This window comes from Mesorhizobium sp. M0898 (assembly GCF_040319695.1).
In the GTDB taxonomy this organism is placed as follows: Bacteria; Pseudomonadota; Alphaproteobacteria; order Rhizobiales; family Rhizobiaceae; genus Mesorhizobium.
In genome coordinates, this window is the sequence record NZ_JAMYOE010000002.1 from 65,027 (window position 1) to 87,703 (window position 22,677).

Sequence of the window (22,677 nt, forward strand, 5' to 3'; positions counted from 1 at the left end):
GACGGGCTGGGGTTAGAGCAAGGCAAAGGATTTTCCGCAGATGAGCAAGCCGCAAAACCCCGTCCAGATGGCCGTGATCGGTGCCGCGCACGGCATCAAGGGCGAATTGCGCGTCAAGAGCTTTACCGGCGACCCGCTGGCGCTGGCCGATTACGGTCCCCTCTACGCCAGGGACGGCCGCGCCTTCCAGATCGTTGACATCAGGCCCGCCAACACCGTGGTGGTGGTGCGCTTCAAAGGCGTCAACGACCGCAATGCCGCCGAGGCGCTGGCCGGCACCGAATTGTTCGTCGATCGTTCGGTGTTGCCCGATGAGGGCGAAGAGGATGAATTCTACCATGCCGACCTCGTCGGACTGGAGGTCAAGGACGACACCGGTGCGGTCGTCGGCAAGGTCGTCGCCGTGCACAATTTCGGCGGCGGCGACATTCTCGACGTGACGCTGGCGGGGCGCAAGGGCGTGCTCATCCCGTTCACTCAGGCCGCCGTTCCGGAAGTGTCGATCGCCGGCGGCTTTGTCCGCGTTGATCCAGCCGCCGCAGGTTTGGTCGAGGATGAGGACGGCGAGCCTCCCGCTGACGACGGTTTCGACCCCAGGGGCAGGCCGCGCGGGCCGAGGGACGCCGGAGGCAACCGGTGAGTTTTTCGGCTTCGGTGCTGACGCTCTATCCCGAGATGTTTCCCGGCGCGCTTGGCCTGTCGCTGGCCGGCCGCGCCCTCGAGACCGGCATTTGGTCGCTCGAAACGATCCAGATCCGCGACTTTGCCAGCGATCGTCACCGTACCGTCGATGACACGCCGGCCGGCGGCGGCGCCGGCATGGTGATGCGGGCAGACGTGCTGGCCAGCGCCATTGACCATGCCTCGCCGGCAGCCGATCCACGTCCGCGCCTGCTGATGAGCCCGCGCGGCAAGCCGCTGAACCAGGCACGCGTGCGCGAACTCGCCGCTGGGCCGGGTGCGGTGATCGTCTGCGGCCGCTTCGAAGGCGTCGACCAGCGGGTCATCGAGGCACGCGGCCTCGAAGAAGTTTCGATCGGCGACTTCATCCTGTCCGGCGGCGAGCCGGCGGCACTCGTGCTGCTCGACGCCGTGGTGCGCCTGCTGCCCGGCGTCATGGGCAATGCGGTATCGGGCGAGGAAGAGAGCTTTGAAAACGGCCTGCTCGAACATCCGCATTACACACGGCCGCAGGAATTCGAGGGGCGGCCGATCCCCGAAGTGCTGATTTCGGGCAATCACAGGAAGATCGCGGCGTGGCGGCGGGCCGAAGCGGAGAGGCTGACGAAGGAGCGACGCCCGGATCTTTCAGCCGCTCAGCCCTTATCGAAATAGTAGAAAGCCAGGAACAGGCCGACGGCGATGACGAAGCCGCGCACCGCGTTCTGCGGCACGCGCCTGGCGATCCAGACGCCGGCATAGCCACCCAGCGCGCCACCCGGGATCATGATGATCGCCTGCAGCCAGGCAATGACGCCGCCCGAGACGAAGACGAGGATGGCAACCGCAGCAATGACCACGGCCAGCATGTTCTTCAATGCGTTCAGCCGGTGATAGTCGCCGGACTGGGTGAGACCGAGCGTCGCCAGCATCATGACGCCCATGCCGGCGCCGAAGAAGCCGCCATAGACGGCGGTGGCGAACTGCGCCAGCGACCCGACCAGCGAACCTACCGCGGCCTCATGCTCCGGCTTGGGCGCCGGCTTCAGCCATGGCCCGGCAGCGAACAATGCGGTTGCCGCCAGCAGCAGCCACGGCACCAAGGCGCGGAACGACGGGTTGTCGAGCCCTAGAAGGATGAGCGCGCCAGACAGCGCACCGAGAGCCGAAATGAGGCTGAGCAGCAGTGCGCCACGCCAGAAATGCTTGATGTCGTGCCAATAGGCGAGCGTCGAGGTGATGTAGCCAGGAAATTGCGTCACCGACGATGTCGCATTGGCGACGATCGGCGGCAGGCCGGCCAGGGTCATGGCGCCAAAGGTTATGAACGTGCCGCCGCCGGCAACGGCATTGACCGCGCCTGATAGAAAGCCGGCGAGAAAGAGCAGGACCGCGTCCAAGATTGGCATGAGGGTGTCGTCGCTGGAGGAAAATGCTTATCTTCCGGCTTAGGAAGCTTGACGCGCGGGCGCAACCCCCTGGACCACAAGCGATCACGGGATTGCCACAGCGGCCTCAGCCAAAAAGAAACAGCGCCAAAAAAGAAACAGCGAAGGCGTGACAAAGCGCCGAAATAGCTGTATGTGCGCGCCGAACCGGAAGAAAATATGCCAAGAGCGATCTTCTGGCCCGTCAACAATGACGGTGTAGTCGCCCCTGCCCGATGTTCTCGAACAGAAGTTCTCGAACGAAGGGCATAGCCGAGCGGTCGATGCGACTGCAAGGCGAGTGTCGGACGCTCTGACTGTCGGAAGAACAAGAAGTGGATTATTGAGATGGACATCCTCCGTCAGCTCGAGGCCGAGCAGGCCGCCAAGATCGAAGCCAAGCGCAAGCTCCCCGAATTCCAGCCCGGCGATACCGTGCGCGTCCAGGTCCGTGTGACCGAAGGCACCCGCACCCGCGTCCAGGCCTATGAGGGCGTCGTCATCGCCCGCGCCGGCGCCGGCTTCCAGGAAAACTTCACCGTCCGCAAGATCTCCTACGGCGAAGGCGTGGAGCGGGTGTTCCCGGTCTATTCACCGATGGTCGAAGGCGTCGAGATCGTGCGCCGCGGCAAGGTGCGTCGCGCCAAGCTGTACTATTTGCGTGACCGTCGCGGCAAATCGGCCCGCATTTCGGAAAACACCGGCGTGCGCGCCCGCAAGCTGAACGACGAAGAGCGCGATGCGCTGAACGCCGAGAAGGCGCGCATCGAGGCCGAGAAAGTGGCCGCCGCCCAGGCGCTGGCCGCCGAGAAGGCCGCGCAGGACGCCGCCGAGAAGAAGGCCGCCGACGAGGCCGCCAAGGCCGCGGAAGCAGCTGCCGCCGAATAAGGCTCTTCAAGAACGTATTTTCGGAAAGGCGGCTTCGGCCGCCTTTTTGTTTCGCGAGGCGGATTCTATTTTGCCGGGCTGCATCGGCCGCAATCGATACGGATCGTTCCGTAATGCCGCCGTTGAAAGCATTGAAATCCATTTTCGTGCCGAACGCCGCATCGGAGCGGCTTGCAAGGCGCCGGCGGAAAGCTAAAGTCGGCGCCGGATTTCCTGCATGCCTCGGCCGATCGAGGCGGTTCAGTTCCTGGGGAGCATCGTCATGATCAATTCGAAACTGCTGCTGGCCGGCCTGCTGGCTTGCCTTCTCGTGCCTGTCGCGGCTCTGGCGCAGGGGCTGCCCGACCTCGGCGGCAAGAAAGTGGTGGTGGTGACCGAAAACGCCTATCCGCCGCTGCAGTTCATCGATGCCAAGACCGGCAAGCAGATCGGTTGGGAATATGACGCGATGAACGAGATCGCCAAACGGCTGAATTTCAAGGTCGAGTACCAGAATACCTCCTGGGACGCGATGATCCAGGCGGTTTCCGACAATCAGTACAACATCGGCATGACCGGCATCACCATCAAGGACGACCGCAAGCAGAAGGTCGATTTCTCCGATCCGTATATGCGCTCGGAACAGTTCATGCTGGTGCGCGGCGACGAGAAGCGCTTCACCGATGCAAAGACGTTCGCCGCCTTCAAGGACGGGCTGATCGGCGCGCAGGCCGGCACCACGCCCTTCTACACCGCCGTCTACAGCGTGCTCGACGGCAACGAGCAGAACCCGCGCATCAAGCTGTTCGAGACATTCGGCGCGACGGTGCAGGCGCTGAAGGCCGGCGACGTCGACGTCGTGCTCACCGACGGCACTGCCGGCAAGGGCTATGTCGATGCGTCCAATGGCGGCCTTAAGCTGATCGGCGGCCCACTCGGCACCGAGGATTTCGGCTTCATCTTCCCCAAGGGCTCCGACCTGGTGAAGCCGGTCAACGCGGCAATCGCCGCGCTCAAGGCCGACGGTACGCTCGACGCGCTCAACAAGAAGTGGTTCCTTGATTACAAGATGGGGCAGTAGGCCCGCTTGTTGCGCGCATTTCATGACGATTGTGCGCGGGAACTCGCGCTGACTCTGCGCTCGTACACCCCCCTCTGTCCTGCCGGACATCTCCCCCTCAAGGGGGGAGATCGGATTTCGCATCGGCTTTCGCCAATTTTCAGTGTTGCAGAACGGGCCGCGAGGTCAAAGCTGCCGATCTCCCCCCTTGAGGGGGAGATGGCCGGCAGGCCAGAGGGGGGTGTGACAGAACGCTGCCTTCGTGACTCTGTTATCGGTACCGCTTGATGCCGTCGGCGCCTCTCGCCTCAGCCAAATCCGACTTCCCGTGGTGGCTTGCCGTGGCCGTGGCGATCGCCTTGGCCGCCGCCATCTTCATCGCTGCCAGCGACGTCTATGCCCAGGTCTTCGCAACCGTCGCCAAGGGCATCGGCGTCACCATCTTCGTCACGGTGGTCGCCTTCGCGCTGGCTTGCGCGATCGGCCTCGGCGTCGCGCTGATGGGCCTGTCGGGCTCACGCTGGCTCAGCCAGATCGCCCGCTTGTACGTCGAGATCATCCGCGGCGTGCCGATGCTGGTGCTGTTGTTCTGGATCGCCTTTGCCGGCGCGCCGGCCTTCGTCGCGGCATGGAACGCGCTGATGGCGCCGCTGCAAAGCGCCGGCCTCTTCGGTGAGCTGCTGGTACGCGACGTGTCGTTGCTTTGGCGCGCCGTCATGGCGCTGACCATCGGCTATTCGGCCTTCATCTCGGAGGTGTTCCGCGCCGGTATCCAGGCGGTCGAGAAGGGGCAGATCGAGGCGGCCAAGGCGCTCGGGCTGACGCGCACCCAGCGCTTCCGGCTGGTCATCTTTCCGCAGGCGATCCGCACCATCCTGCCGCCGCTCGGCAATGATTTCGTCGCCATGGTCAAGGATTCCTCGCTGGTCTCGGTGCTGGGCGTCGCCGACATCACCCAGATGGGCAAGATCTACGCCGCCGGCTCGTTCCGCTTCTTCGAAACCTATTCGATCGTCGCCTATATCTATCTCATCCTGACCGTTGGCCTGTCGTTGGCCTTGCGGGCGCTGGAGAAGCGGCTCCGCCACCAGCATGGGGAATAGAAGGCAGGCGAAAACGGCGCTACCATCGATCGGACGCGACCGGGGAGGACCCATGATCATCGACAAGGCCAATGCGGCGCTGGAAGCGGTCTATACGGCCGACACGCCTGAGACGCTCGCCAAGGCCTATGCGCAATGGGCCGCGACCTATGACGGCGAAACCGCGGCGCTCGGCTATCTCCTGCCGTTCCTGATCACCGCCTGGGTGGCGCGCCATGTGCCACCGGGCGAAGGGCCGCTGCTCGACGCCGGTTGCGGCACCGGCCTGTCGGGGCCGTCGCTCAAGGCACTCGGCTACCACGATATTGCCGGGCTCGACCTGTCGCAGGACATGCTGAAAATCGCCGGCAGCCGGCAGGCCTACAGCGAGCTGAAACAGGCGATGCTCGGCGGGCCATTGCCTTGGGCGGACGGGTATTTCCGCGCCTTTTTCTCGACCGGCGTGTTCACCATCAGCCACGCACCGGCGTCGGGCCTGCATGAACTGGTACGCATCACCAGGACGGGCGGCCACGCCATCTTCACGGTCCGCGACCAGGTTTTTGAAAGCGGCGGGTTTCAAGCCGTGTTTGGCGAACTGGAGCAGGCGAAAAAATGGCGGCCGGTCGAGGAGAGCCCGTGGTTCCGCTGCTACGCAATCGCCGAGCCCGACGCGCTGGTGAAGACGTTTGTGTTCGAGGTGCTGTGAAGCGCCTGCGAAGGCCGCCACGATTGCTGAAAAGCCAAAACATTGATATGAGCAGCGCCATGGAAGAGCTTTTTGGCGATCCGGCCTATAAGGGTTTCGTGCTGCAGGACAGAAAACGCCTGCCGTCGCGATTTTCCGCGCGCGTCTGCGGGGCGCTGACCAGCCGACTTAGCTAGGGCAGACTCGCCAGGCTGTTTCGCCGGTCCGACCGGCGTCGTTTTCCCTTTTTAAATCGACGGATTTACGCAAATGAGCGCACCGCGCACCCTCTACGACAAGATTTTCGACGACCATGTCGTCGACCGCCAGGACGACGGCACCTGCCTGCTCTATATCGACCGCCATCTGGTCCACGAAGTCACCAGCCCGCAGGCTTTCGAAGGCCTGCGCATAACCGACCGCAAGGTTCGGCATCCGGAAAAGACGCTGGCCGTGGTCGACCACAATGTGTCGACCTCGCCCGAGCGCAAGTTCGGCATCAAGAACGAGGAAAGCCGCATCCAGGTCGAGGCGCTGGCCAAGAACGCCAAGGATTTCGGTATCGAATATTATTCCGAGAAGGATATCCGCCAGGGCATCGTCCACATCATCGGTCCCGAGCAAGGCTTTACGCTGCCCGGCATGACCATCGTCTGCGGCGACAGCCACACCTCGACGCATGGCGCGTTCGGGGCGCTGGCGCATGGCATCGGCACCTCGGAAGTCGAGCATGTGCTGGCGACGCAGACGCTGATCCAGCGCAAGGCCAAGAACATGCTGGTGCGCGTCGACGGCGCACTGCCGGAAGGCGTCACCGCCAAGGACATCATCCTTGCCATCATCGGCGAGATCGGCACGGCCGGCGGCACCGGCTATGTCATCGAATATGCCGGCGAGGCAATCCGTGCGCTGTCGATGGAAGGCCGCATGACGATCTGCAACATGTCGATCGAAGCCGGCGCGCGCGCCGGCCTGATCGCGCCCGACGAGACCACCTTCGCCTATGTCAAAGACAAGCCGCGCGCCCCCAAGGGCGAAGCGTGGGACGCCGCGCTCGCCTACTGGAAGACGCTGCAGTCCGACGAAGGCGCGCATTTCGACAAGGTGGTCGTGCTCGACGCGGCAAAGCTGCCGCCGATCGTCTCCTGGGGCTCCTCGCCCGAGGACGTGGTCTCGGTGCAAGGCATCGTGCCGAACCCGGACGACATCACTGATGAGAACAAGCGCACCTCCAAGCAGCGCGCACTCGACTATATGGGCCTGAAGCCGGGCACCAAGATCACCGATATCGAACTCGATCGCGTCTTCATCGGCTCCTGCACCAATGGCCGCATCGAGGATCTGCGCGCCGCCGCCAAGGTGATCGAGGGCAAGAAGGTCAATCCGCGGGTCAGTGCGATGATCGTGCCGGGCTCCGGCCTGGTCAAGGAACAGGCAGAGGCCGAAGGCCTCGACAAGATCTTTGTCGCCGCCGGCTTTGACTGGCGTGAGCCGGGCTGCTCGATGTGCCTTGCCATGAACGACGACCGGCTGAAGCCGCATGAACGCTGCGCCTCGACCTCGAACCGCAATTTCGAAGGGCGCCAAGGCTTCAAGGGCCGCACCCATCTGGTGTCGCCGGCAATGGCCGCGGCGGCGGCGATCGCCGGCCATTTCGTCGACATCCGCGAGTGGAAATAGGGCAGGCGCGCGCAGTCGGATATGAGGAGCCCGAGCCGCAATGCGGTTCGGGCATTCTTCAGTCGGGCCGCCTGACGAATTCGTGGAATCCCTCACGGCGGCCGGGTTGGTCCTTTGCGACGACCAGCGCCAGTTGGCGCTCGTCGAAGAGTTTGAACCATTCGTCCCATTCGACCAGTTCGTAGCCGCCGGCATTGACCGGGCGTTCGGCCTCATCCTGGTCCTGGTAGGCATGCTGGCCGAAGACCAGCCTCAGCATGGGCTGCGTTCCGGCTTCGGGCGACACGTCGACGATCGCCGGAAAGCCGGCGCGTGCCGCGGCCCATGAGCGAATTGCATCGTGATCGGTCAGCATGATCATGTCGGCCATCGGAGCGTCTCCTGGTTGCCGTCGTGAAACGCCGCTCCCCGTTCGCGGTTCCGCCCAGCGGCTTTGTCGACGCACCTGTCGTATATTCGCTTTCGCTTAACCGCTTGTTTGGGCTTCCGCTCTAAGGTCCTCCAAGGGAAGCGAGGGGAAATTACAGCGCTTGGACACCGGCCTGCTCATAGCGCTGCTCAATCCAGGCATCGCCCTCACACTCGGCGCGGCATTTCTCGTGCTGTGGTTCTATCAGCGCCACCGTCCCTATCTGGCTGTGCTGGCGGCGGGCTACTCGGCCTCGGCCGCAGGCTTCCTGCTCCAGTATTTCACGCTGCCGGTCGGCATGGCACCGACCAAGCTCATCTCGATCCTGTGCTTCACCTTCGCCACCTGCTGTCTCGCCGGCGCGGTCATTGCGCGCTATGGGCGGCGCGTGCCTTACCCGGCGGTCGGCATTCTGGCCTGCGGCGGCCTGGCCGCGTTCTCGTGGTTTCTTTTTGCCCGGCCGGATCTCACCTGGCGCATCCTTGCCATCAATTTCAGCTTCGGCGGCATCAGCCTGGTTGTCGCCGCCGAGTTGCGCGTGGTGCGCAACAACGGCCCGACAGAAATGATCCTGTTCGTGCTGTCGCTGCTTTCCGGCCTGAACTTCCTGGCGCGGACGCTTGCCGTCGTCATCGCGCATGGGCCGTTCACCAGCTATGAAGGGCTTTACTCTTCGTCCTACTGGACGACGGCTCTGCTGTCGCATGCATTGCTGTCGCTGCTCATCGCGCTTTGCCTGTTCGGCGCCGCCGCGCTCGATGTGATGAAGGCCCTGAAGACCGAAACCCTGACAGACCCGCTGTCGGGCCTGCTCAACCGCCGCGGGTTCGAGGAGCGCGCCACGCTGGTCCTGCAGCACTGTGCCACGGCGCGATTGCCGGTTGCGCTGGTGCTGTCCGATCTCGATCATTTCAAGGCGCTGAACGATCAGCATGGCCACGCAGCCGGGGATCGCGTCATCGCCGATTTTGCCGCCAAGCTTCTGTCGGCTGCAGGCACGGGCGGCGTTGCCGGCCGCATCGGCGGCGAGGAGTTCGCCGTGCTGTTGCCGCTCAGCGACCTTGGCGCGGCAAGATTGTTTGCCGAAGCCATTCGCACGCTCTATTCGGCGGGCAGAATCGACGGACTTCCGCCCGAGACAAGAGTGACCGCCAGCTTCGGCGTGGCCGCCCGCACCAGCGACGAAGGGCTGGACCCGCTGATGCGCCGCGCCGACGAAGCGCTCTACAGAGCCAAAAGGAGTGGCCGCGACAGCGTATGCCTGTCCTATCAGCGGCCTGAAACGGTCGTCCTTCCCAATAGGAACAGTGCTGGCTGAGCGTCAGCGGCGGCTTCGAATTAACGTCTTTTTCGCGCGTTGGTGATTTGCTGTTCGGGGGAGTTCCAAAACGCCATGGGCAGCGCTAATTTCATCCTGCTGATCAACCTGTTCGTTGCCGGGCTGCTGGCGGCGGCCTTCATGACGATCGCGGTCTATGACGCCGGCCGGGTGTCGGCACGCTGGCTGGCGTTCGGCTATGTGCTCGGCACGGCTTATTTCGCGATCGAGTTCAGCATTCCTGCCTTCGACAATGCGCGCCCCGTGGTTGTCGCCGCCTTTGCCGCCTTCCTTGGCGCTACCATCGCCTTCAATGGCGGGCTTGCCCATAAATACCGCGTTTCGCCGCCTTGGCCGCCGATGCTGTTCTTCCTGGTCTTCGCCACCCTCGCGGTCTACTTCGTGCAGGACCTGCCACGCCAATCCTTTGTGCGAATGGCGGCCTACCAGCTTCCCTATGCGGCCATGCAGTTCACCGGGCTGGCGATCGTCTTGTCGTCCAGGCAAAGACGCGAGCGGCTCGACTATATGCTGATGGCTGTCCTGGCGGCCAGCACCTTGCAGTTCGCCAGCAAACCCTTCATCGCCCATGCGCTTGGTGGCTGGGGCGCCAACCCGCAATCTTATGCGCAGACCAGCTATGCGTTGGTGTCGCAGTCGGTCGGCACCGTGTTCGGCCTGGCGCTTGCGCTGGTGACATTGGCTATCCTGGTCCGCGACGTGCTCGCCGAGGCGACGTCGAAATCGGAAACCGACACGCTTTCGCGGCTGCTCAACCGTGGCGGCTTCGAGCGCCATGCCGAGATCGCACTGCGTGACGCCATGCGGCGCGCCGTTCCAGCGGCACTGGTCATTGCCGATCTCGACCATTTCAAGCGCATCAACGATACTTACGGCCACGCGTCGGGCGATCGGGTCATCGAGACCTTTGCCGGTTTTCTCCGCGATGCCGCGGCCGACCATCATGTCGCCGGCCGCATCGGCGGCGAGGAATTCGCGATTTTCCTGCCCGGGACCAATCTAGCCGCCGCCCGGCTCTTTGCCGAGGGTACGCGGAGCGCCTTCGGTGCCACGCCGATCGACTGCCTGTCCGCGGATCACCGCTGCAGCGCCAGCTTCGGCGTTGCCGAGCTTGGTCCGGGCGAAAGCTTTTCCGACCTGCTGCGGCGCGCCGACAAAGCGCTCTATCAGGCGAAGGGCAGCGGTCGCGATTGCGTGCGTGTCTCGGTGGGGCCGGCTGTTGCCCTGCCGGCGCCGTCAACCAAGGGCGGCATGGCCGTCAGCGGCAGGGGCTGAGCTCCGGCATTTCGCCGTCGGAGAGGCCGTACATATAGCTGCGGCCCTTGACGAAAACCGGCGGCCTATAGCAGTCGCCGCCGCGGACATCGTCCGATTCGTTTTCGTAGATCACGTCGGGCTGGCCGGCGCTGGTGTAGTCGGACAATTCCTTGGCCAGCTTGCCCTCGCCAACGAGGATACGCTTGTAGCCGGCGGCGCTGTCGATGACGAGATTGCCGAAGGAATCGGCATAGACGCGGTCATGATGGCGCGTCCCGGCGAATGCCGGTGCGACGACGCCGACGGCGAGCGCCGCCAATAGGAACCAGGGAAGGCGCGATCCTGCTGAATTCGAATGCATGGCGTGCTGCTCCAGTTGCTGAGAGGCAAGCCTCCTCGAATCAGAAATTAACCTTTTATTAACCTTTGTTAAGAGGGCAACCGCAGCACGGGCGAGGTCTCGGAAAATATGGTTAATACCCGATCGCCCACCGGCCATCATTCGGCCACGCCTTGTTCCCACCATTCCCAGCATCGGGCGCGACTCAAAAAGCATGAAATCCGGTGGCTTGCCGGAGCATCGCGGCGGGCTCGATACGCGGTGGGGAAGGCAGCAAATGAGATTACGCCGCACGTTTCGGATGGCGCTGGCCATTCCGCCGCTGCTGGCTGCAGCCGCCTGCGCGCCGCAGACCAGCGCGCCCAAGCTCGGCAACACGGCCGCCGCTTCCGTGTCGCTTGCTCCGGCTGCTAGCGAACCGACGGCACCGCAGCCGCGCACAGCTACTTACAACTGCGCCGACGGCAGCGTGATGACCATCGAGAATCTCGGCACGTCGGTGCGCGTCCTCGGCCAGAACGGCGCCAGCGCCGAGCTGCCGGCCTCACCGGCCAATCAGACCAGCCGTTACGGCGAGGCGCATGACGCAATCGTGATCGATGGGCGTGAGGCGCTGGTGATGAAGGGCGGTGCATCACCGCTGGCCTGCAAGCGCTGATCCGCCCCCTTGCGCAAGCCATATTTTGCAGTGCGGCGACATTGTGCCGGCGCAAGGCGACAGCGCTAATCGATTGAAGCTGAAAGCCTCGCTTTCATCAGACTAAATTACGTTTTCGAAACGGTTTTCCGGCTTTGACGCGGTGCAAAAAGAGCATTAGAAACCGGCTGTCCGAAGTCGCAACCGGAAGCGGTAATGCCGCATTCCCACCTGAGGCTCCAGAGACGCCGAACTGGGGGAGCCATGAGCAAATCACCAGCCACCCGCGAATTTGCCAGACGTGAACGGCCGCTTTCGCCGCATCTGACCGTCTATCGGCCGCCGATCACCATGACGATGTCGATCGTTCACCGCATCACCGGCGGGGCGCTCTATTTCGGCACGCTGCTGGTCGCGCTGTGGCTGATGGCGGCGGCGAGCTCGGAGGCGACCTTCAATGCCGTCAACTGGGCCTTCGGCTCGTGGCTGGGACGGCTGGTGCTGTTCGGCTACAGCTGGGCGCTGATGCACCACATGCTGGGCGGTGTGCGCCATCTTATCTGGGACACTGGGGCAGGGCTGGAAAAGCATACGGCATCGAGGATCGCCTGGGCGACGCTTGCCGGCTCGGTCACGCTGACGCTGCTGATCTGGATTGCCGGCTACATGGCGCGGGGAGCCTGACATGAACGGCAAGAACACCGACATGCGCACGCCGCTGGCCAAGGTCCGCGGCCTCGGTTCCGCCCGCGAGGGCACCGGCCATTTCTGGCGCCAGCGGCTGACGGCGATCTCCAACATCCCGCTGGTCCTGTTCTTCGTCGGCTTCCTGATCGCACTCAACGGCGCCAGCTATCTCGAGGTGCGCGCCGCACTTGCCAATCCGTTCGTTGCACTGGTGCTGGCGCTGGTGCTGCTGTCGGTGCTCTACCACATGCGGCTCGGCATGCAGGCGATCATCGAAGACTATGTGCATGGCGAAGGCACCAGGCTGGCGCTGCTCGCCCTCAACACATTCTTTCCCGTAGTCGTCGGCGTCGCTTCGGTCTTCGCCCTGCTTAAACTGGCATTTGGAGGCTGATTTTTTGGCCAAGGACGCGAAGAACGCCAACACGGCTTCCGCCTATAGCTATGTCGATCACAAATTCGACGTCGTGGTCGTCGGCGCCGGCGGCGCCGGCCTGCGCGCCGCGCTCGGCATGGCCGAACAGGGCCTGCGCACCGCCTGCATCACCAAAGTGTTCCCGACGCGCTCGCATACGGTTGCGGCGCAGGGCGGCATCGCCGCCTCGCTCGCCAATATGGGTCCCGACAACTGGCAGTGGCATCTCTTCGACACCGTCAAAGGCTCAGATTGGCTGGGCGACACCGACGCTCAAGAATACATGGTGCGCGAAGCGCCGGCGGCGGTCTACGAGCTCGAGCACTACGGCGTTCCCTTCAGCCGCACCGAGGACGGGAAAATCTACCAGCGGCCGTTCGGCGGCATGATGATGAATTTCGGCGAGGGGCCGCCGGTGCAGCGCACCTGTGCGGCCGCCGACCGCACCGGCCACGCCATGCTGCACACGCTCTACGGCCAGTCGCTGAAGCATAATGCGCAGTTCTTCATCGAGTATTTCGCGCTCGACCTGATCATGGAGCCGGACGGCACCTGCACCGGCGTCGTCGCCTGGAACCTCGACGACGGCACCATCCACCGCTTTTCGGCCAAGATGGTGGTGCTGGCGACCGGCGGCTATGGCCGCGCCTATTTCTCGGCCACCTCGGCGCATACCTGCACCGGCGATGGCGGCGGCATGGCCGCACGCGCGGGCCTGCCGCTGCAGGATATGGAGTTCGTGCAGTTCCACCCCACCGGCATATACGGCGCCGGCTGCCTGATCACCGAGGGCGCGCGCGGCGAGGGCGGCTATCTCGTCAATTCCGAGGGCGAGCGCTTCATGGAACGCTACGCGCCGTCAGCCAAGGATCTGGCTTCGCGCGACGTGGTCTCGCGCTGCATGACGCTGGAAATCCGCGAGGGCCGCGGCGTCGGCCCGAAGAAGGATCACATTTTCCTGCATCTCGACCATCTCGACCCGGCCGTTCTGCACGAGAGGCTTCCGGGTATTTCGGAATCGGCAAAGATCTTTGCGGGTGTCGACCTGACCAAGGAGCCGATCCCGGTGCTGCCGACGGTCCACTACAATATGGGCGGCGTGCCTACCAATTACTGGGGCGAGGTGCTGAACCCGACGGCGTCGAATCCGGACCAGGTGTCGCCCGGGCTGATGGCGGTCGGCGAAGCCGGCTGCGCCTCGGTGCACGGTGCTAACCGGCTGGGCTCCAACTCGCTGATCGACCTGGTCGTGTTCGGCCGTGCGGCGGCAATCCGGGCCGGCCAGGTGATCGACCGCACATCGGCGATCCCTTCGCCCAACGAGGCCGCCGTCGAAAAGATCATGGACCGCTTCGACCGGATGCGTCACGCCAACGGCTCGACGCCGACAGCGGTTTTGCGCGAAAAGATGCAGAAGGCGATGCAGGAGGACGCAGCGGTGTTCCGCACCCAGGAATCGCTGGAAAGCGGCTGCAGGCGCATTTCGCAGATCTGGGGTGAACTCGGCGACGTCAAGGTGTTTGACCGCTCGATGATCTGGAACTCCGACCTGGTCGAGACGCTGGAGCTGGAAAACCTGATGGCCAACGCCATCACCACCGTCTACGGCGCCGAGGCGCGCAAGGAAAGCCGCGGCGCGCACGCGCGGGAGGACTTTTCGGCCCGCGACGACGCCAACTGGCGCAAGCATACGCTGGCCCGGCTCAACGAGGCCGGCGAGGTGGCGCTCACCTACCGGCCGGTGCACACCGAAACGCTGCTTAAGGAGGCAGACGGCGGCATCAACCCGGCCAAGATCGCGCCAAAGGCCAGGGTGTATTGAGATGAGGCTGCTGGCGGTTGCGGGATATTCCGGCACGCCCCTTCCGGCCAAGCTCGGCCTGAAGGACGGGATGATTGCCGCTTTCGTCGCCTTGCCGGCCGAACTCGAGGATTTGACCGAAGCCGTGGATTTTGCCGAGCTCGACCGGCTGGCCAACTGGTCGGCGATTTCGGGCGTTCATGAGAAATACGATGCCGTACATGCTTTCACCCGGCAGCGTATCGAGATCGAGGACCGTCTAGGCGACGTCGAAGCGGCGATCAAGCGGGACGGCATGGTCTGGGTGTCATGGCCGAAGAAGGCATCGAAAGTGCCGACCGACGTCACCGAGGACGTTATCCGCACAGAGGCGCTGAAGCTCGACCTCGTCGACGTCAAGGTCGCCGCCGTGAACGAGATCTGGTCCGGGCTGAAGCTCGTCATCCGAAAGGACCTGAGGTAATGGTCGAACTCACGCTTCCGAAAAACTCGAAGATCATGGCCGGAAAAACCTGGCCGAAGCCGGAGGGCGCGACCAACCTGCGCGAATACCGCATCTACCGCTGGTCGCCGGACGATGACGAGAACCCGCGCATGGATACGTATTTCGTCGACATGGACGATTGCGGGCCGATGGTGCTCGACGCGCTGCTCTGGATCAAGAACAAGATCGACCCGACGCTGACGCTGCGCCGCTCCTGCCGCGAGGGCATCTGCGGCTCGTGCGCCATGAACATCGACGGGTCGAACACGCTGGCCTGCACCAAGGGCTGCGACGACATTTCCGGCGCGATCAAGGTCTATCCGCTGCCGCACATGCAAGTGGTCAAGGACCTGGTGCCCGACCTCACCACTTTCTACGCACAGCACGCCTCGATCGAGCCGTGGCTGAAGACGGTGTCGCCCGAGCCGGCCAAGGAATGGCTGCAGAGCCATGAGGACCGCGAAAAGCTCGACGGGCTCTATGAGTGCATCTTGTGCGCCTGCTGCTCGACCTCCTGCCCGAGCTACTGGTGGAACGGCGAGCGCTATCTCGGCCCGGCGACGCTGCTGCAGGCCTATCGCTGGCTGATCGATTCCAGGGACGAGGCGACGGGCGAGCGGCTCGACAATCTCGAAGACCCGTTCCGGCTCTATCGCTGCCACACCATCATGAACTGCGCCCAGACTTGCCCCAAGGGGCTCAACCCGGCGAAGGCGATCGCCGAGATCAAGAAGATGATGGTGGAGCGACGGGTTTAGGCGGCGGGCGGGTTGCAGCCGAGATCGTCTCGTCCGCAGCGATCCTTCGCGCCCCCTCTGTCCTGCCGGACATCTCCCCCTCAAGGGGAGAGATTAGCAGCTTGGAGGACAGCGCCCTTTCTGCAGCCTTGAAAGGTGGCGAAGCGGTGATGACAGCCAATCTCCCCACTAGAGGGGGAGATGTCCGGCAGGACAGAGGGGGGCGCTGTCCCGCCGAGTTCGAAAGGATAGCAAACTTATGACCGATATCGACCTTCCCATCCTCTCTCCGATCGAAGCCCGCGTGCTCGGCTGCCTTATCGAGAAGAAGGAGCTGACGCCGGACGTCTATCCGCTGACGCTCAATGCGGCACTTGCCGCTGCCAACCAGAAGACGGCGCGCGAGCCGGTAATGTCGGTCGAACTTGCCGAGCTCAGAAGAGCGCTTGGCCAGCTGGAGCAGAAGGGCCTCGTCAGGCAGGTGTTTGCGTCGCGCGTCGAGCGCTACGAGCATGTGGTGGCGCAGCGCTTTTCCCTGACCTCGGCGCAGATCGCGCTGCTCGGCCTGTTGCTGCTGCGCGGCCCGCAGACGGCCTATGAATTGCTGGCGCGAAGCGAGCGCATGGCGCGGCTGCCGTCGATCGACGAGCTTCGCGGCAATCTCGATCTGCTGATCGGCCGCAGGCCGCCGCTGGTGCAGCAGATCGATCGCGGCCCAGGCCAGCGCGAGGATCGCTACGTCCATCTGCTCAGCGGGCCGCCGCAGCTGTCGGCTGCCGCAGCACCCCTGCAGTCGTCCTCGCCGGCGTCGGATATGGAAATGCGCGTGCGGGCCCTCGAGGAGGAGGTCGCGGCATTGCGCGCCCGCCTCGACGCGCTCGTTGGCGAAAAAAGCCAATAATCATTCGAGAGGGGGCGCGAAGGATCGCCCGCTTTTCGCAGACCAGCTCTCACCCGAGCCTGGCGTCGAGCGATACTTTGATGGCGCCGAGCGCTTTCGAGACCGGGCATTCGGCCTTGGCCTTCTCGGCCAATTCCTTGAACTTGGCGGCATCAATGCCCGGTACCTTGCCGACCAGCGTGATCGCGCTGCCGGTGATGCCGGTGCCGGGGACCAGCGTTACCACGGCCTTGGCGTCGAGCTCGGCAGCCGGAGTGCCGTTCTCGGCGAGAAAATGCGAAAGCTGCATGGCGTAGCAGCCGGCATGGGCGGCGGCGATCAGCTCTTCCGGGTTTGTGCCGGATTTGCCGCTTTCATCCTCGAAACGCGTCTTGGCCGAATAGGGTGTGCCCTTCAGCACCCCGCTCTGGGTTTCGAGTGTGCCCTTGCCTTCCTTGAAACTGCCTTTCCAAACGGCGTTGGCGGTGCGGTCCATCAATTCCTCCTTGATTGTCGTGGCTGAGCCCGTGATCGGCATCCAGTCGACTATAGCGCGCGCGGGAGCGAAGGCCACCCACGCTTTCGTATCGGCGGCGGCGTGACACATCATGTCGAGCGAAAAAAATTCGAAAAAAATATGCGTGCAAAAATGTCGACTTCCATCTGTCCCGGCCGTCCTGCGGGCGGCCATGGACTTGGTGGCCGGATGGAGGACCACATGAACAATCTGTTTTCTGCTCACTGGACAAGCACCGGCCACAGGGCCGGTGAACAACAAGCCGACTGGTCGCGCCTGCAGCCTTCCGGCTTCGGCCGACTGCTTGCGGCGATTGCCATCATTGGGATTGCGGTATCTCTTCTCGACTATGCTGCGGCCGGTCTCGATTCTGCGGCAGGCAAGGGCTCCGCGGAGACTTCCGTAGCCTCGTCTTCGGCTTCAAGCCAGGAATGGAGATAAAAATGAAGTATGTTTGCCTAGTCTATGGTGAAGAAAAAGATCTCTACGCAATGACCCCCGAGAGGCTGGCCAAGCTCGACGCCGATTCGATGGCCCATGACCGGTCATTGGACCAACGCGGGATGCTGATCATCGCGCAGGCGCTGCAATCGGTGAAAACGTCGAAAACCGTTCGCAGGCGCAAGGGCAAGAGCCTCGACGAGGCGCTGGGGATCGCGGGCGAGATTCCGCTCGCCGAAATCGGCACGATCGAGGTGCGGGCGATCTACAAGGTGCCGGGGTCGTAGGGATGTCCCGATAAGATCCTTAGCAAAGTGATGGCGGCCGGCGACTGGCGCGGGCTGTCGTTTTCTTCAATCGGCGCAACTTTTGCGTGTTGAAGCGAAGCAATACTTCTCCTATCGTCGCCCGAGATTGGGGGATCTTGGGCATGCATATATTGATGCTGCAATCGGCCTGCTGGGGGCGGCGGCGTTCTGGTGGTACCGGCTGAAGACCATGAACGACGCGGCGCGTGAGGTTGCCGACGTGGTTGGCCGCGTCCAGGGCAACGTCCGCCGCAAGAAACTACGCAAGCAGGCGGCGCTCTCGCCGCTGACGGCGATCGACGATCCGGTCGTCGCCGCCGCGACGCTGATCACCGCCATCGTTTCCGAACATGGTCCTGTGCTGCCGCAACGCGAAGCTGCCATTCGATCGGTGATCTCGGAGATTGCCGACAAAAAACAGACCGATGAAGCGATGATCTACGCCAAATGGGCGGCATCGCAAATCGACGACGCCACGGTCGTAATCGACAAGCTGGCACCGTTCCTGCGCGAACGGCTCGACGCGGCCGAAAGGAGCGATCTGCTGCGGATGGTCAGCCGTGCGGCGGAAGCCGGCGGACAAAACCTGCAGATTCCCGACCAGCGCATGCTGCGGCTGCGCCAGAAGCTGGGCTTCGAGGTCAACTAAGTCCCCTGATACGAAATTCGGCAGACCGCATGGCGATCAAGCCGAGACGCCTGATCGCTTCGTCATCCTGGGTCTTCTCTCCGCTTCGCGTCGCTACGCCCAGGGATGACGAAGTTGGGGAAGCTTCAGGGCCTGTTTAGATCGCCTCGCCCTTCAACAGTTTCGGCGTGTCGCCGGACAGACCCGACGCCTGGCGGATGAAAAACCCCTTCAGCCGGGGCATGCGCTCGACGAGACCGAGGCCGATGTCGCGCAAAGTGCGCAGCGGGCCGAAATCGTTGGAAAACATCCGGTTCAGCACATCGGTGGTGATGCCCATCTGCACCGTGTCGAAACGCCGCCATTGCTGGTAGCGCTCGAGCACGTCGAGCGCGCCGATGTCCTGGCCGAGCCGGTCGGCCTCGACCACCACTTCGGCCAGCGCCGCCACGTCCTTGAAGCCGAGATTGAGACCCTGGCCGGCGATCGGGTGGATGCCGTGGGCGGCGTCGCCGGCCAAGGCGATGCGCGGCGCGACGAAGGCGCGCGCAATGATCAGCCCGAGCGGCCAGGCACGCGGCTTGTCGGCGAGATGGATTTCGCCGAGTTTCAGGCCAAAGCGCTGCTCGAGCTCATATTCCAGGACCAGCGTGTCGCCACTGACCAGTTTCTCGGCATCCTGCGACCGTTCGACCCAGACGATCGACGAGCGGTTGGTGCCGTCCTTGCCCGGCTTGAGTGGCAGCGTGGCAAACGGGCCTGCGGGGAGGAAATGCTCTTCGGCGCGGCCGTTGTGCGGCCGCTCGTGCGCCACCGTGCAGACGATGCCGGACTGGCCATACTCCCATTTCACCGTCTTGATGCCGGCCATGTCGCGCAGCTTCGAATTGACGCCGTCGGCGGCAACCAGCAGCCGCGCCTTCAGCGTCGCGCCGTCGGCAAGATGCACGGTGATGCCGGCGCCGTTGATGTCGAAGGCGCTGACGGCGACGCCTTCGATGATGCCGATGCCGAGTTGTTCGGCGCGCCGGCGCAAGGCGCCGTTCAAATCCTTGTTGGCGACCATATGCGCAAAGGGTTCGCCGGGCGCGACCTCGCCGTCGAAGGTGAGGAACACCGGGCGGACCGGATCGGATGTGCGCGAATCTGTGACGATCATTTCGGTGATCGCCTGCGCCCCCGGCGCGATCTCGTTCCAGACGCCGAGCTGGTCGAGCATGCGGCACGCGGCGGCGGCAATCGCCGAGGCGCGGCCGTCCTTCTGCCAGACCCTGGCGGGTGCTGCATCGACGACGGCGACGGCGAGGCTCGGCCGCGCCTGCTTCAGCGACACGGCGGCGGCCAGGCCGACATAACCGGCGCCGGCGACCAGAACGTCGAGCGAATTCTTGCTGTCGACCATGGCAATTCCTTTCGCAGCCTGACTGTCGCCGGGCATTCCGCCCTTGACTGCCCGCTGTTCCTGTCGGAAACCGCCATGGTAATTTTGCGGCGAGGTCAAGATGACGGCAGCCATGGACGAGCTTCTCGGCATTCTCGACCTCGAGCAGCTGGAACACAACCTGTATCGTGGTCGCAGCCCCAAGCTCGATTGGCAGCGCATCTTCGGCGGCCAGACCATCGCCCAGGCGCTGGTCGCCGCGCAGCGAACGGTCGAGCCCGAGCGCCACGTGCATTCGCTGCATGGCTATTTCATGCGGCCGGGCGACACCAAGGTGCCTATCATCTACGAGGTCGACCGCATCCGTGACGGCGGCTCCTTCACCACGCGCCGCGTCGTGGCGATCCAGCACGGCCAGGCGATCTTTTCGCTGGAAGCCTCGTTCCAGCAGGATGAGGTCGGCCTGGAACATCAGGTGCCGATGCCGCAGGACGTGCCGGCGCCCGACACGTTGCTGTCGCAGCGCGAATTGCTGGGCAAGTTCGGCGAAGCCGTGCCCGACGGCATCAAGCGCTATTGGGAGCGCGACCGGCCGATCGAGATGAAGCCGGTGATGCTGAAGCATTATACCAGCCGGGAAAAGCTCGAGCCGAAGCAGAACATCTGGATCCGCACCACCGGCCCGGTGCCGGCCGACCGCGCCACGCAGGCGGCCGTGCTCGCTTACCTCTCGGATATGACGCTGCTCGACACCTCGACCTTTGCTCATGGCCGCGCCATTTTCGATCGTGATATCCAGGCAGCCAGCCTCGACCACGCCATGTGGTTCCACCGCAGCCATCCGCTCGACGACTGGATGCTGTACACGCAAGACAGTCCGTCGACGCAAGGATCGCGTGGCTTTACCCGCGGCTCGCTGTTTGCCCGCGACGGCACCTTGATCGCCTCGGTTGCCCAAGAAGGACTCATCCGGCTGAAGCGGCCGCCTGCGGAGTAGGCATTTTTCGAAATTTGCCTATTTTTTAAGCATATGCACTGCCGCGCCTGTGAACAGGCAGCTGCCAGACCTTCTCGATTTCGTTGTTTAACAACAGCTTAACACCCTGCTTCGGCAATTGGCACGGAGCTTGAATCCTAGCGGGCACTCTCCGGCTCTCATGGGGATCGGCGAAGTCGTGCAAACGCGGGGACCCGCAACAGCAAAGGGTGAAACCTTATGAAGATCGTGATGGCAATCATAAAGCCGTTCAAGCTCGACGAGGTGCGCGAGGCGCTCACCGCAGTCGGCATCCAGGGCCTGACCGTCACCGAAGTAAAAGGCTACGGACGTCAGAAGGGTCACACGGAAATCTATCGCGGGGCGGAATACGCGGTCAGCTTCCTGCCGAAGATCAAGATCGAAGTCGCGGTCGCTGTCGACATGGTCGACAAGGCCGTCGAAGCCATCACCGCGGCGGCCAAGACCGGCCAGATCGGCGACGGCAAGATCTTCGTTTTCGGCATCGACCAGGCGGTGCGCATTCGCACCGGCGAAACAGACACCGACGCGCTTTGAGCTGCGGATACGTATTCCAATGGAGAGTTCAATGAATATTCCTTCCACCTTGAAGATAACGGGACGCGCGGCCGTTTTAGGTTCGCTCGCTCTCGCTGCGCTGGGCACGGTTGCTGCGTTCGCGCAGGAAGCGGCACCGGCGGCACCGGCTGCCCCTGCGCCCGCGCTCGACACCGGCAACACAGCCTGGATGCTGACCTCGACGGCGCTGGTGCTGATGATGACCGTACCGGGCCTGGCGCTGTTTTATGGCGGCATGGTGCGCAAAAAGAACGTGCTCGCCACCATCATGCAGAGCTTTGCCATCACCTGCCTGGTGACGGTGCTGTGGTTCATGTTCGGCTACTCGCTGGCCTTCTCGGATGGCGGCGGCATGAATGCCTATCTCGGCGGCTTCTCGAAGTTCTTCCACAACGGCATCACCACCTCCTCGCTGTGGCTGCCGGGCGTGGCGAACATTCCTGAGTTCGTCTTCTCGATGTTCCAGATGACCTTCGCCATCATCACGCCGGCGCTGATTGCCGGCGCCTTCGCCGAACGCATGAAGTTCTCGGCGCTGCTCATCTTCATGGGCGCGTGGCTGCTGGTGGTCTACGCCCCGATCGCGCACTGGGTGTGGGGCGGCGGCTTCCTCGGCACAGCCGGCGTTCTCGATTTCGCCGGCGGCACGGTCGTTCACATCAACGCCGGCGTTGCCGGCCTGGTCTGCGCGCTGGTTCTCGGCAAACGTGAAGGCTACGGCACCACCAACATGGCGCCGCACAACCTCGTCTACTCCGTCATCGGCGCTTCGCTGCTGTGGGTCGGCTGGTTCGGCTTCAACGCCGGCTCGGAACTGGCCGCCGACGGCCTTGCCGGTGCCGCGATGCTGAACACCCAGGTTGCCGCTGCCGCCGCGGCGCTCGCCTGGATGTTCGCCGAATGGATCGTCGCCAAGAAGCCGAGCGTGCTTGGCATCATCTCGGGCGCCGTCGCCGGCCTGGTCGCGGTGACGCCGGCTTCCGGTTTCGTCAATCCGACCGGCGCCTTCATCGTCGGCATCGTCGCCGGCGTGCTCTGCTACGTCTCGGCCGTCAAGCTCAAGCACGCGTTCGGCTATGACGACTCGCTCGATGCATTCGGCGTGCACGGCATCGGCGGCATCATCGGTGCATTGCTGACCGGCGTGCTCGCCGATCCGGCGATCAACAGCCTTGGCTCGGGTGCCTCTGTCGGCAAGCAGCTCTACGGTATCGTCTTCACCATCCTGTGGACGGCGATCGCGAGCTTCGTGATCCTCTATATCGTCAAGGCGCTGGTCGGCCTGCGTCCTTCGACCCAGGAAGAGGTCGAAGGCCTCGACATCAGCCAGCACGGCGAAGTGGTGCCGTGAGGTTTATTGGCTGGCACCGGCGTTT

Annotated in this window: 27 protein-coding genes; 22 read left to right on the forward strand and 5 right to left on the reverse strand. The window is 63.7% G+C overall.

Going from position 1 to position 22,677, the window contains the following annotated elements; all coding sequences use genetic code 11:
• The first annotated feature begins 40 nt into the window (after window positions 1–40).
• Together rimM and trmD are read left to right on the forward strand one after the other, a co-directional pair.
• The gene (rimM, locus tag NKH90_RS03340; protein WP_352685328.1) at window positions 41–640 is read left to right on the forward strand and encodes a ribosome maturation factor RimM; all 600 of its coding nucleotides are present in this window, start codon (window positions 41–43) and stop codon (window positions 638–640) included.
• Window positions 637–1,335, forward strand: a complete 699-nt coding sequence (trmD, locus tag NKH90_RS03345) for a tRNA (guanosine(37)-N1)-methyltransferase TrmD (RefSeq protein WP_352470799.1) — start codon at window positions 637–639, stop codon at window positions 1,333–1,335. Before rimM ends, trmD begins: the two co-directional genes overlap by 4 nt.
• Here the strand turns inward: trmD and NKH90_RS03350 are convergent.
• The gene (locus NKH90_RS03350; RefSeq protein WP_023679781.1) at window positions 1,317–2,069 is read right to left on the reverse strand and encodes a sulfite exporter TauE/SafE family protein; all 753 of its coding nucleotides are present in this window, start codon (window positions 2,067–2,069) and stop codon (window positions 1,317–1,319) included. The genes trmD and NKH90_RS03350 overlap by 19 nt on opposite strands.
• A 366-nt stretch (window positions 2,070–2,435) precedes the next feature.
• On the opposite strand from NKH90_RS03350, the gene rplS reads away from it, so the two are divergent.
• The 5 genes from rplS (at window position 2,436) to leuC (ending at window position 7,464) form a co-directional block, all read left to right on the forward strand.
• Complete coding sequence (gene rplS / locus NKH90_RS03355; RefSeq protein WP_254817835.1) at window positions 2,436–2,975, forward strand: 50S ribosomal protein L19; 540 nt, start codon at window positions 2,436–2,438, stop codon at window positions 2,973–2,975.
• A gap of 262 nt (window positions 2,976–3,237) precedes the next feature.
• Window positions 3,238–4,035 carry a transporter substrate-binding domain-containing protein gene (locus NKH90_RS03360; RefSeq protein ID WP_352817291.1) on the forward strand — a complete coding sequence of 266 codons (798 nt, stop codon included), beginning with the start codon at window positions 3,238–3,240 and terminating at the stop codon, window positions 4,033–4,035.
• 266 nt (window positions 4,036–4,301) lie between these two features.
• Complete coding sequence (locus NKH90_RS03365) at window positions 4,302–5,117, forward strand: amino acid ABC transporter permease (RefSeq protein WP_352470797.1); 816 nt, start codon at window positions 4,302–4,304, stop codon at window positions 5,115–5,117.
• 52 nt (window positions 5,118–5,169) lie between these two features.
• Window positions 5,170–5,805 (forward strand): class I SAM-dependent DNA methyltransferase, encoded by a 636-nt coding sequence (locus NKH90_RS03370; protein WP_352817296.1) that lies wholly within the window; start codon window positions 5,170–5,172, stop codon window positions 5,803–5,805.
• Window positions 5,806–6,054: 249 nt separating this feature from the next.
• Complete coding sequence (gene leuC / locus NKH90_RS03375; protein ID WP_352817298.1) at window positions 6,055–7,464, forward strand: 3-isopropylmalate dehydratase large subunit; 1,410 nt, start codon at window positions 6,055–6,057, stop codon at window positions 7,462–7,464.
• Between the two features lie 58 nt (window positions 7,465–7,522).
• Here the strand turns inward: leuC and NKH90_RS03380 are convergent, their stop codons facing one another.
• The gene (locus NKH90_RS03380; protein ID WP_352817300.1) at window positions 7,523–7,834 is read right to left on the reverse strand and encodes a hypothetical protein; all 312 of its coding nucleotides are present in this window, start codon (window positions 7,832–7,834) and stop codon (window positions 7,523–7,525) included.
• A gap of 160 nt (window positions 7,835–7,994) precedes the next feature.
• On the opposite strand from NKH90_RS03380, the gene NKH90_RS03385 reads away from it, so the two are divergent.
• Window positions 7,995–9,191: a GGDEF domain-containing protein gene (locus NKH90_RS03385; RefSeq protein ID WP_352817303.1), complete on the forward strand. Its 1,197-nt coding sequence runs from the start codon at window positions 7,995–7,997 to the stop codon at window positions 9,189–9,191.
• 75 nt (window positions 9,192–9,266) lie between these two features.
• On the forward strand, window positions 9,267–10,487 hold the full coding sequence (locus NKH90_RS03390; protein ID WP_352817305.1) for a GGDEF domain-containing protein: 1,221 nt from the start codon (window positions 9,267–9,269) through the stop codon (window positions 10,485–10,487).
• Here the strand turns inward: NKH90_RS03390 and NKH90_RS03395 are convergent.
• Window positions 10,471–10,830: a hypothetical protein gene (locus NKH90_RS03395; RefSeq protein ID WP_352450158.1), complete on the reverse strand. Its 360-nt coding sequence runs from the start codon at window positions 10,828–10,830 to the stop codon at window positions 10,471–10,473. The genes NKH90_RS03390 and NKH90_RS03395 overlap by 17 nt on opposite strands.
• 256 nt (window positions 10,831–11,086) lie before the next feature.
• On the opposite strand from NKH90_RS03395, the gene NKH90_RS03400 reads away from it, so the two are divergent.
• The 7 genes from NKH90_RS03400 to NKH90_RS03430 all read left to right on the forward strand — a co-directional run bounded on the left by NKH90_RS03400 (window position 11,087) and on the right by NKH90_RS03430 (window position 16,471).
• Window positions 11,087–11,467, forward strand: a complete 381-nt coding sequence (locus NKH90_RS03400; RefSeq protein WP_352450157.1) for a hypothetical protein — start codon at window positions 11,087–11,089, stop codon at window positions 11,465–11,467.
• Window positions 11,468–11,710: 243 nt separating this feature from the next.
• On the forward strand, window positions 11,711–12,130 hold the full coding sequence (gene sdhC / locus NKH90_RS03405; protein WP_292663224.1) for a succinate dehydrogenase, cytochrome b556 subunit: 420 nt from the start codon (window positions 11,711–11,713) through the stop codon (window positions 12,128–12,130).
• Window position 12,131: 1 nt separating this feature from the next.
• Entirely contained in the window at window positions 12,132–12,527 is a 396-nt protein-coding gene (sdhD, locus tag NKH90_RS03410; protein ID WP_292663226.1) for a succinate dehydrogenase, hydrophobic membrane anchor protein, read from the forward strand.
• A gap of 4 nt (window positions 12,528–12,531) precedes the next feature.
• Window positions 12,532–14,370, forward strand: coding sequence for a succinate dehydrogenase flavoprotein subunit (gene sdhA / locus NKH90_RS03415; RefSeq protein WP_352817308.1), 1,839 nt, complete (start codon window positions 12,532–12,534; stop codon window positions 14,368–14,370).
• 1 nt (window position 14,371) lies between these two features.
• Window positions 14,372–14,812, forward strand: a complete 441-nt coding sequence (locus NKH90_RS03420; RefSeq protein WP_352685320.1) for a DUF3052 family protein — start codon at window positions 14,372–14,374, stop codon at window positions 14,810–14,812.
• On the forward strand, window positions 14,812–15,591 hold the full coding sequence (locus tag NKH90_RS03425; RefSeq protein ID WP_352817311.1) for a succinate dehydrogenase iron-sulfur subunit: 780 nt from the start codon (window positions 14,812–14,814) through the stop codon (window positions 15,589–15,591). Before NKH90_RS03420 ends, NKH90_RS03425 begins: the two co-directional genes overlap by 1 nt.
• A 238-nt stretch (window positions 15,592–15,829) precedes the next feature.
• Window positions 15,830–16,471 (forward strand): YceH family protein, encoded by a 642-nt coding sequence (locus tag NKH90_RS03430; RefSeq protein WP_352817314.1) that lies wholly within the window; start codon window positions 15,830–15,832, stop codon window positions 16,469–16,471.
• Window positions 16,472–16,520: 49 nt separating this feature from the next.
• Here NKH90_RS03430 and NKH90_RS03435 read toward each other — a convergent pair whose 3' ends face one another.
• On the reverse strand, window positions 16,521–16,946 hold the full coding sequence (locus tag NKH90_RS03435) for an OsmC family protein (protein WP_352470788.1): 426 nt from the start codon (window positions 16,944–16,946) through the stop codon (window positions 16,521–16,523).
• A 222-nt stretch (window positions 16,947–17,168) separates the two neighbouring features.
• Between NKH90_RS03435 and NKH90_RS03440 the strand changes: the two genes are divergently transcribed.
• The 3 genes from NKH90_RS03440 to NKH90_RS03450 all read left to right on the forward strand — a co-directional run bounded on the left by NKH90_RS03440 (window position 17,169) and on the right by NKH90_RS03450 (window position 18,365).
• Window positions 17,169–17,408, forward strand: a complete 240-nt coding sequence (locus tag NKH90_RS03440) for a hypothetical protein (RefSeq protein WP_352817317.1) — start codon at window positions 17,169–17,171, stop codon at window positions 17,406–17,408.
• Between the two features lie 2 nt (window positions 17,409–17,410).
• On the forward strand, window positions 17,411–17,695 hold the full coding sequence (locus NKH90_RS03445; protein ID WP_352817320.1) for a YciI family protein: 285 nt from the start codon (window positions 17,411–17,413) through the stop codon (window positions 17,693–17,695).
• Between the two features lie 82 nt (window positions 17,696–17,777).
• Complete coding sequence (locus NKH90_RS03450; RefSeq protein WP_502898798.1) at window positions 17,778–18,365, forward strand: hypothetical protein; 588 nt, start codon at window positions 17,778–17,780, stop codon at window positions 18,363–18,365.
• Window positions 18,366–18,501: 136 nt separating this feature from the next.
• Here NKH90_RS03450 and NKH90_RS03455 read toward each other — a convergent pair whose 3' ends face one another.
• Window positions 18,502–19,746, reverse strand: a complete 1,245-nt coding sequence (locus tag NKH90_RS03455; protein ID WP_352708011.1) for a ubiquinone biosynthesis hydroxylase — start codon at window positions 19,744–19,746, stop codon at window positions 18,502–18,504.
• Window positions 19,747–19,846: 100 nt separating this feature from the next.
• Between NKH90_RS03455 and tesB the strand changes: the two genes are divergently transcribed.
• From tesB to NKH90_RS03470, 3 genes are all read left to right on the forward strand, one after another.
• Window positions 19,847–20,722 (forward strand): acyl-CoA thioesterase II, encoded by an 876-nt coding sequence (tesB, locus tag NKH90_RS03460; RefSeq protein WP_031212697.1) that lies wholly within the window; start codon window positions 19,847–19,849, stop codon window positions 20,720–20,722.
• Window positions 20,723–20,941: 219 nt separating this feature from the next.
• Window positions 20,942–21,280 (forward strand): P-II family nitrogen regulator, encoded by a 339-nt coding sequence (locus NKH90_RS03465; protein ID WP_023679755.1) that lies wholly within the window; start codon window positions 20,942–20,944, stop codon window positions 21,278–21,280.
• Window positions 21,281–21,329: 49 nt separating this feature from the next.
• Window positions 21,330–22,652: an ammonium transporter gene (locus NKH90_RS03470; RefSeq protein WP_352540949.1), complete on the forward strand. Its 1,323-nt coding sequence runs from the start codon at window positions 21,330–21,332 to the stop codon at window positions 22,650–22,652.
• The last annotated feature ends 25 nt before the right edge of the window (window positions 22,653–22,677 follow it).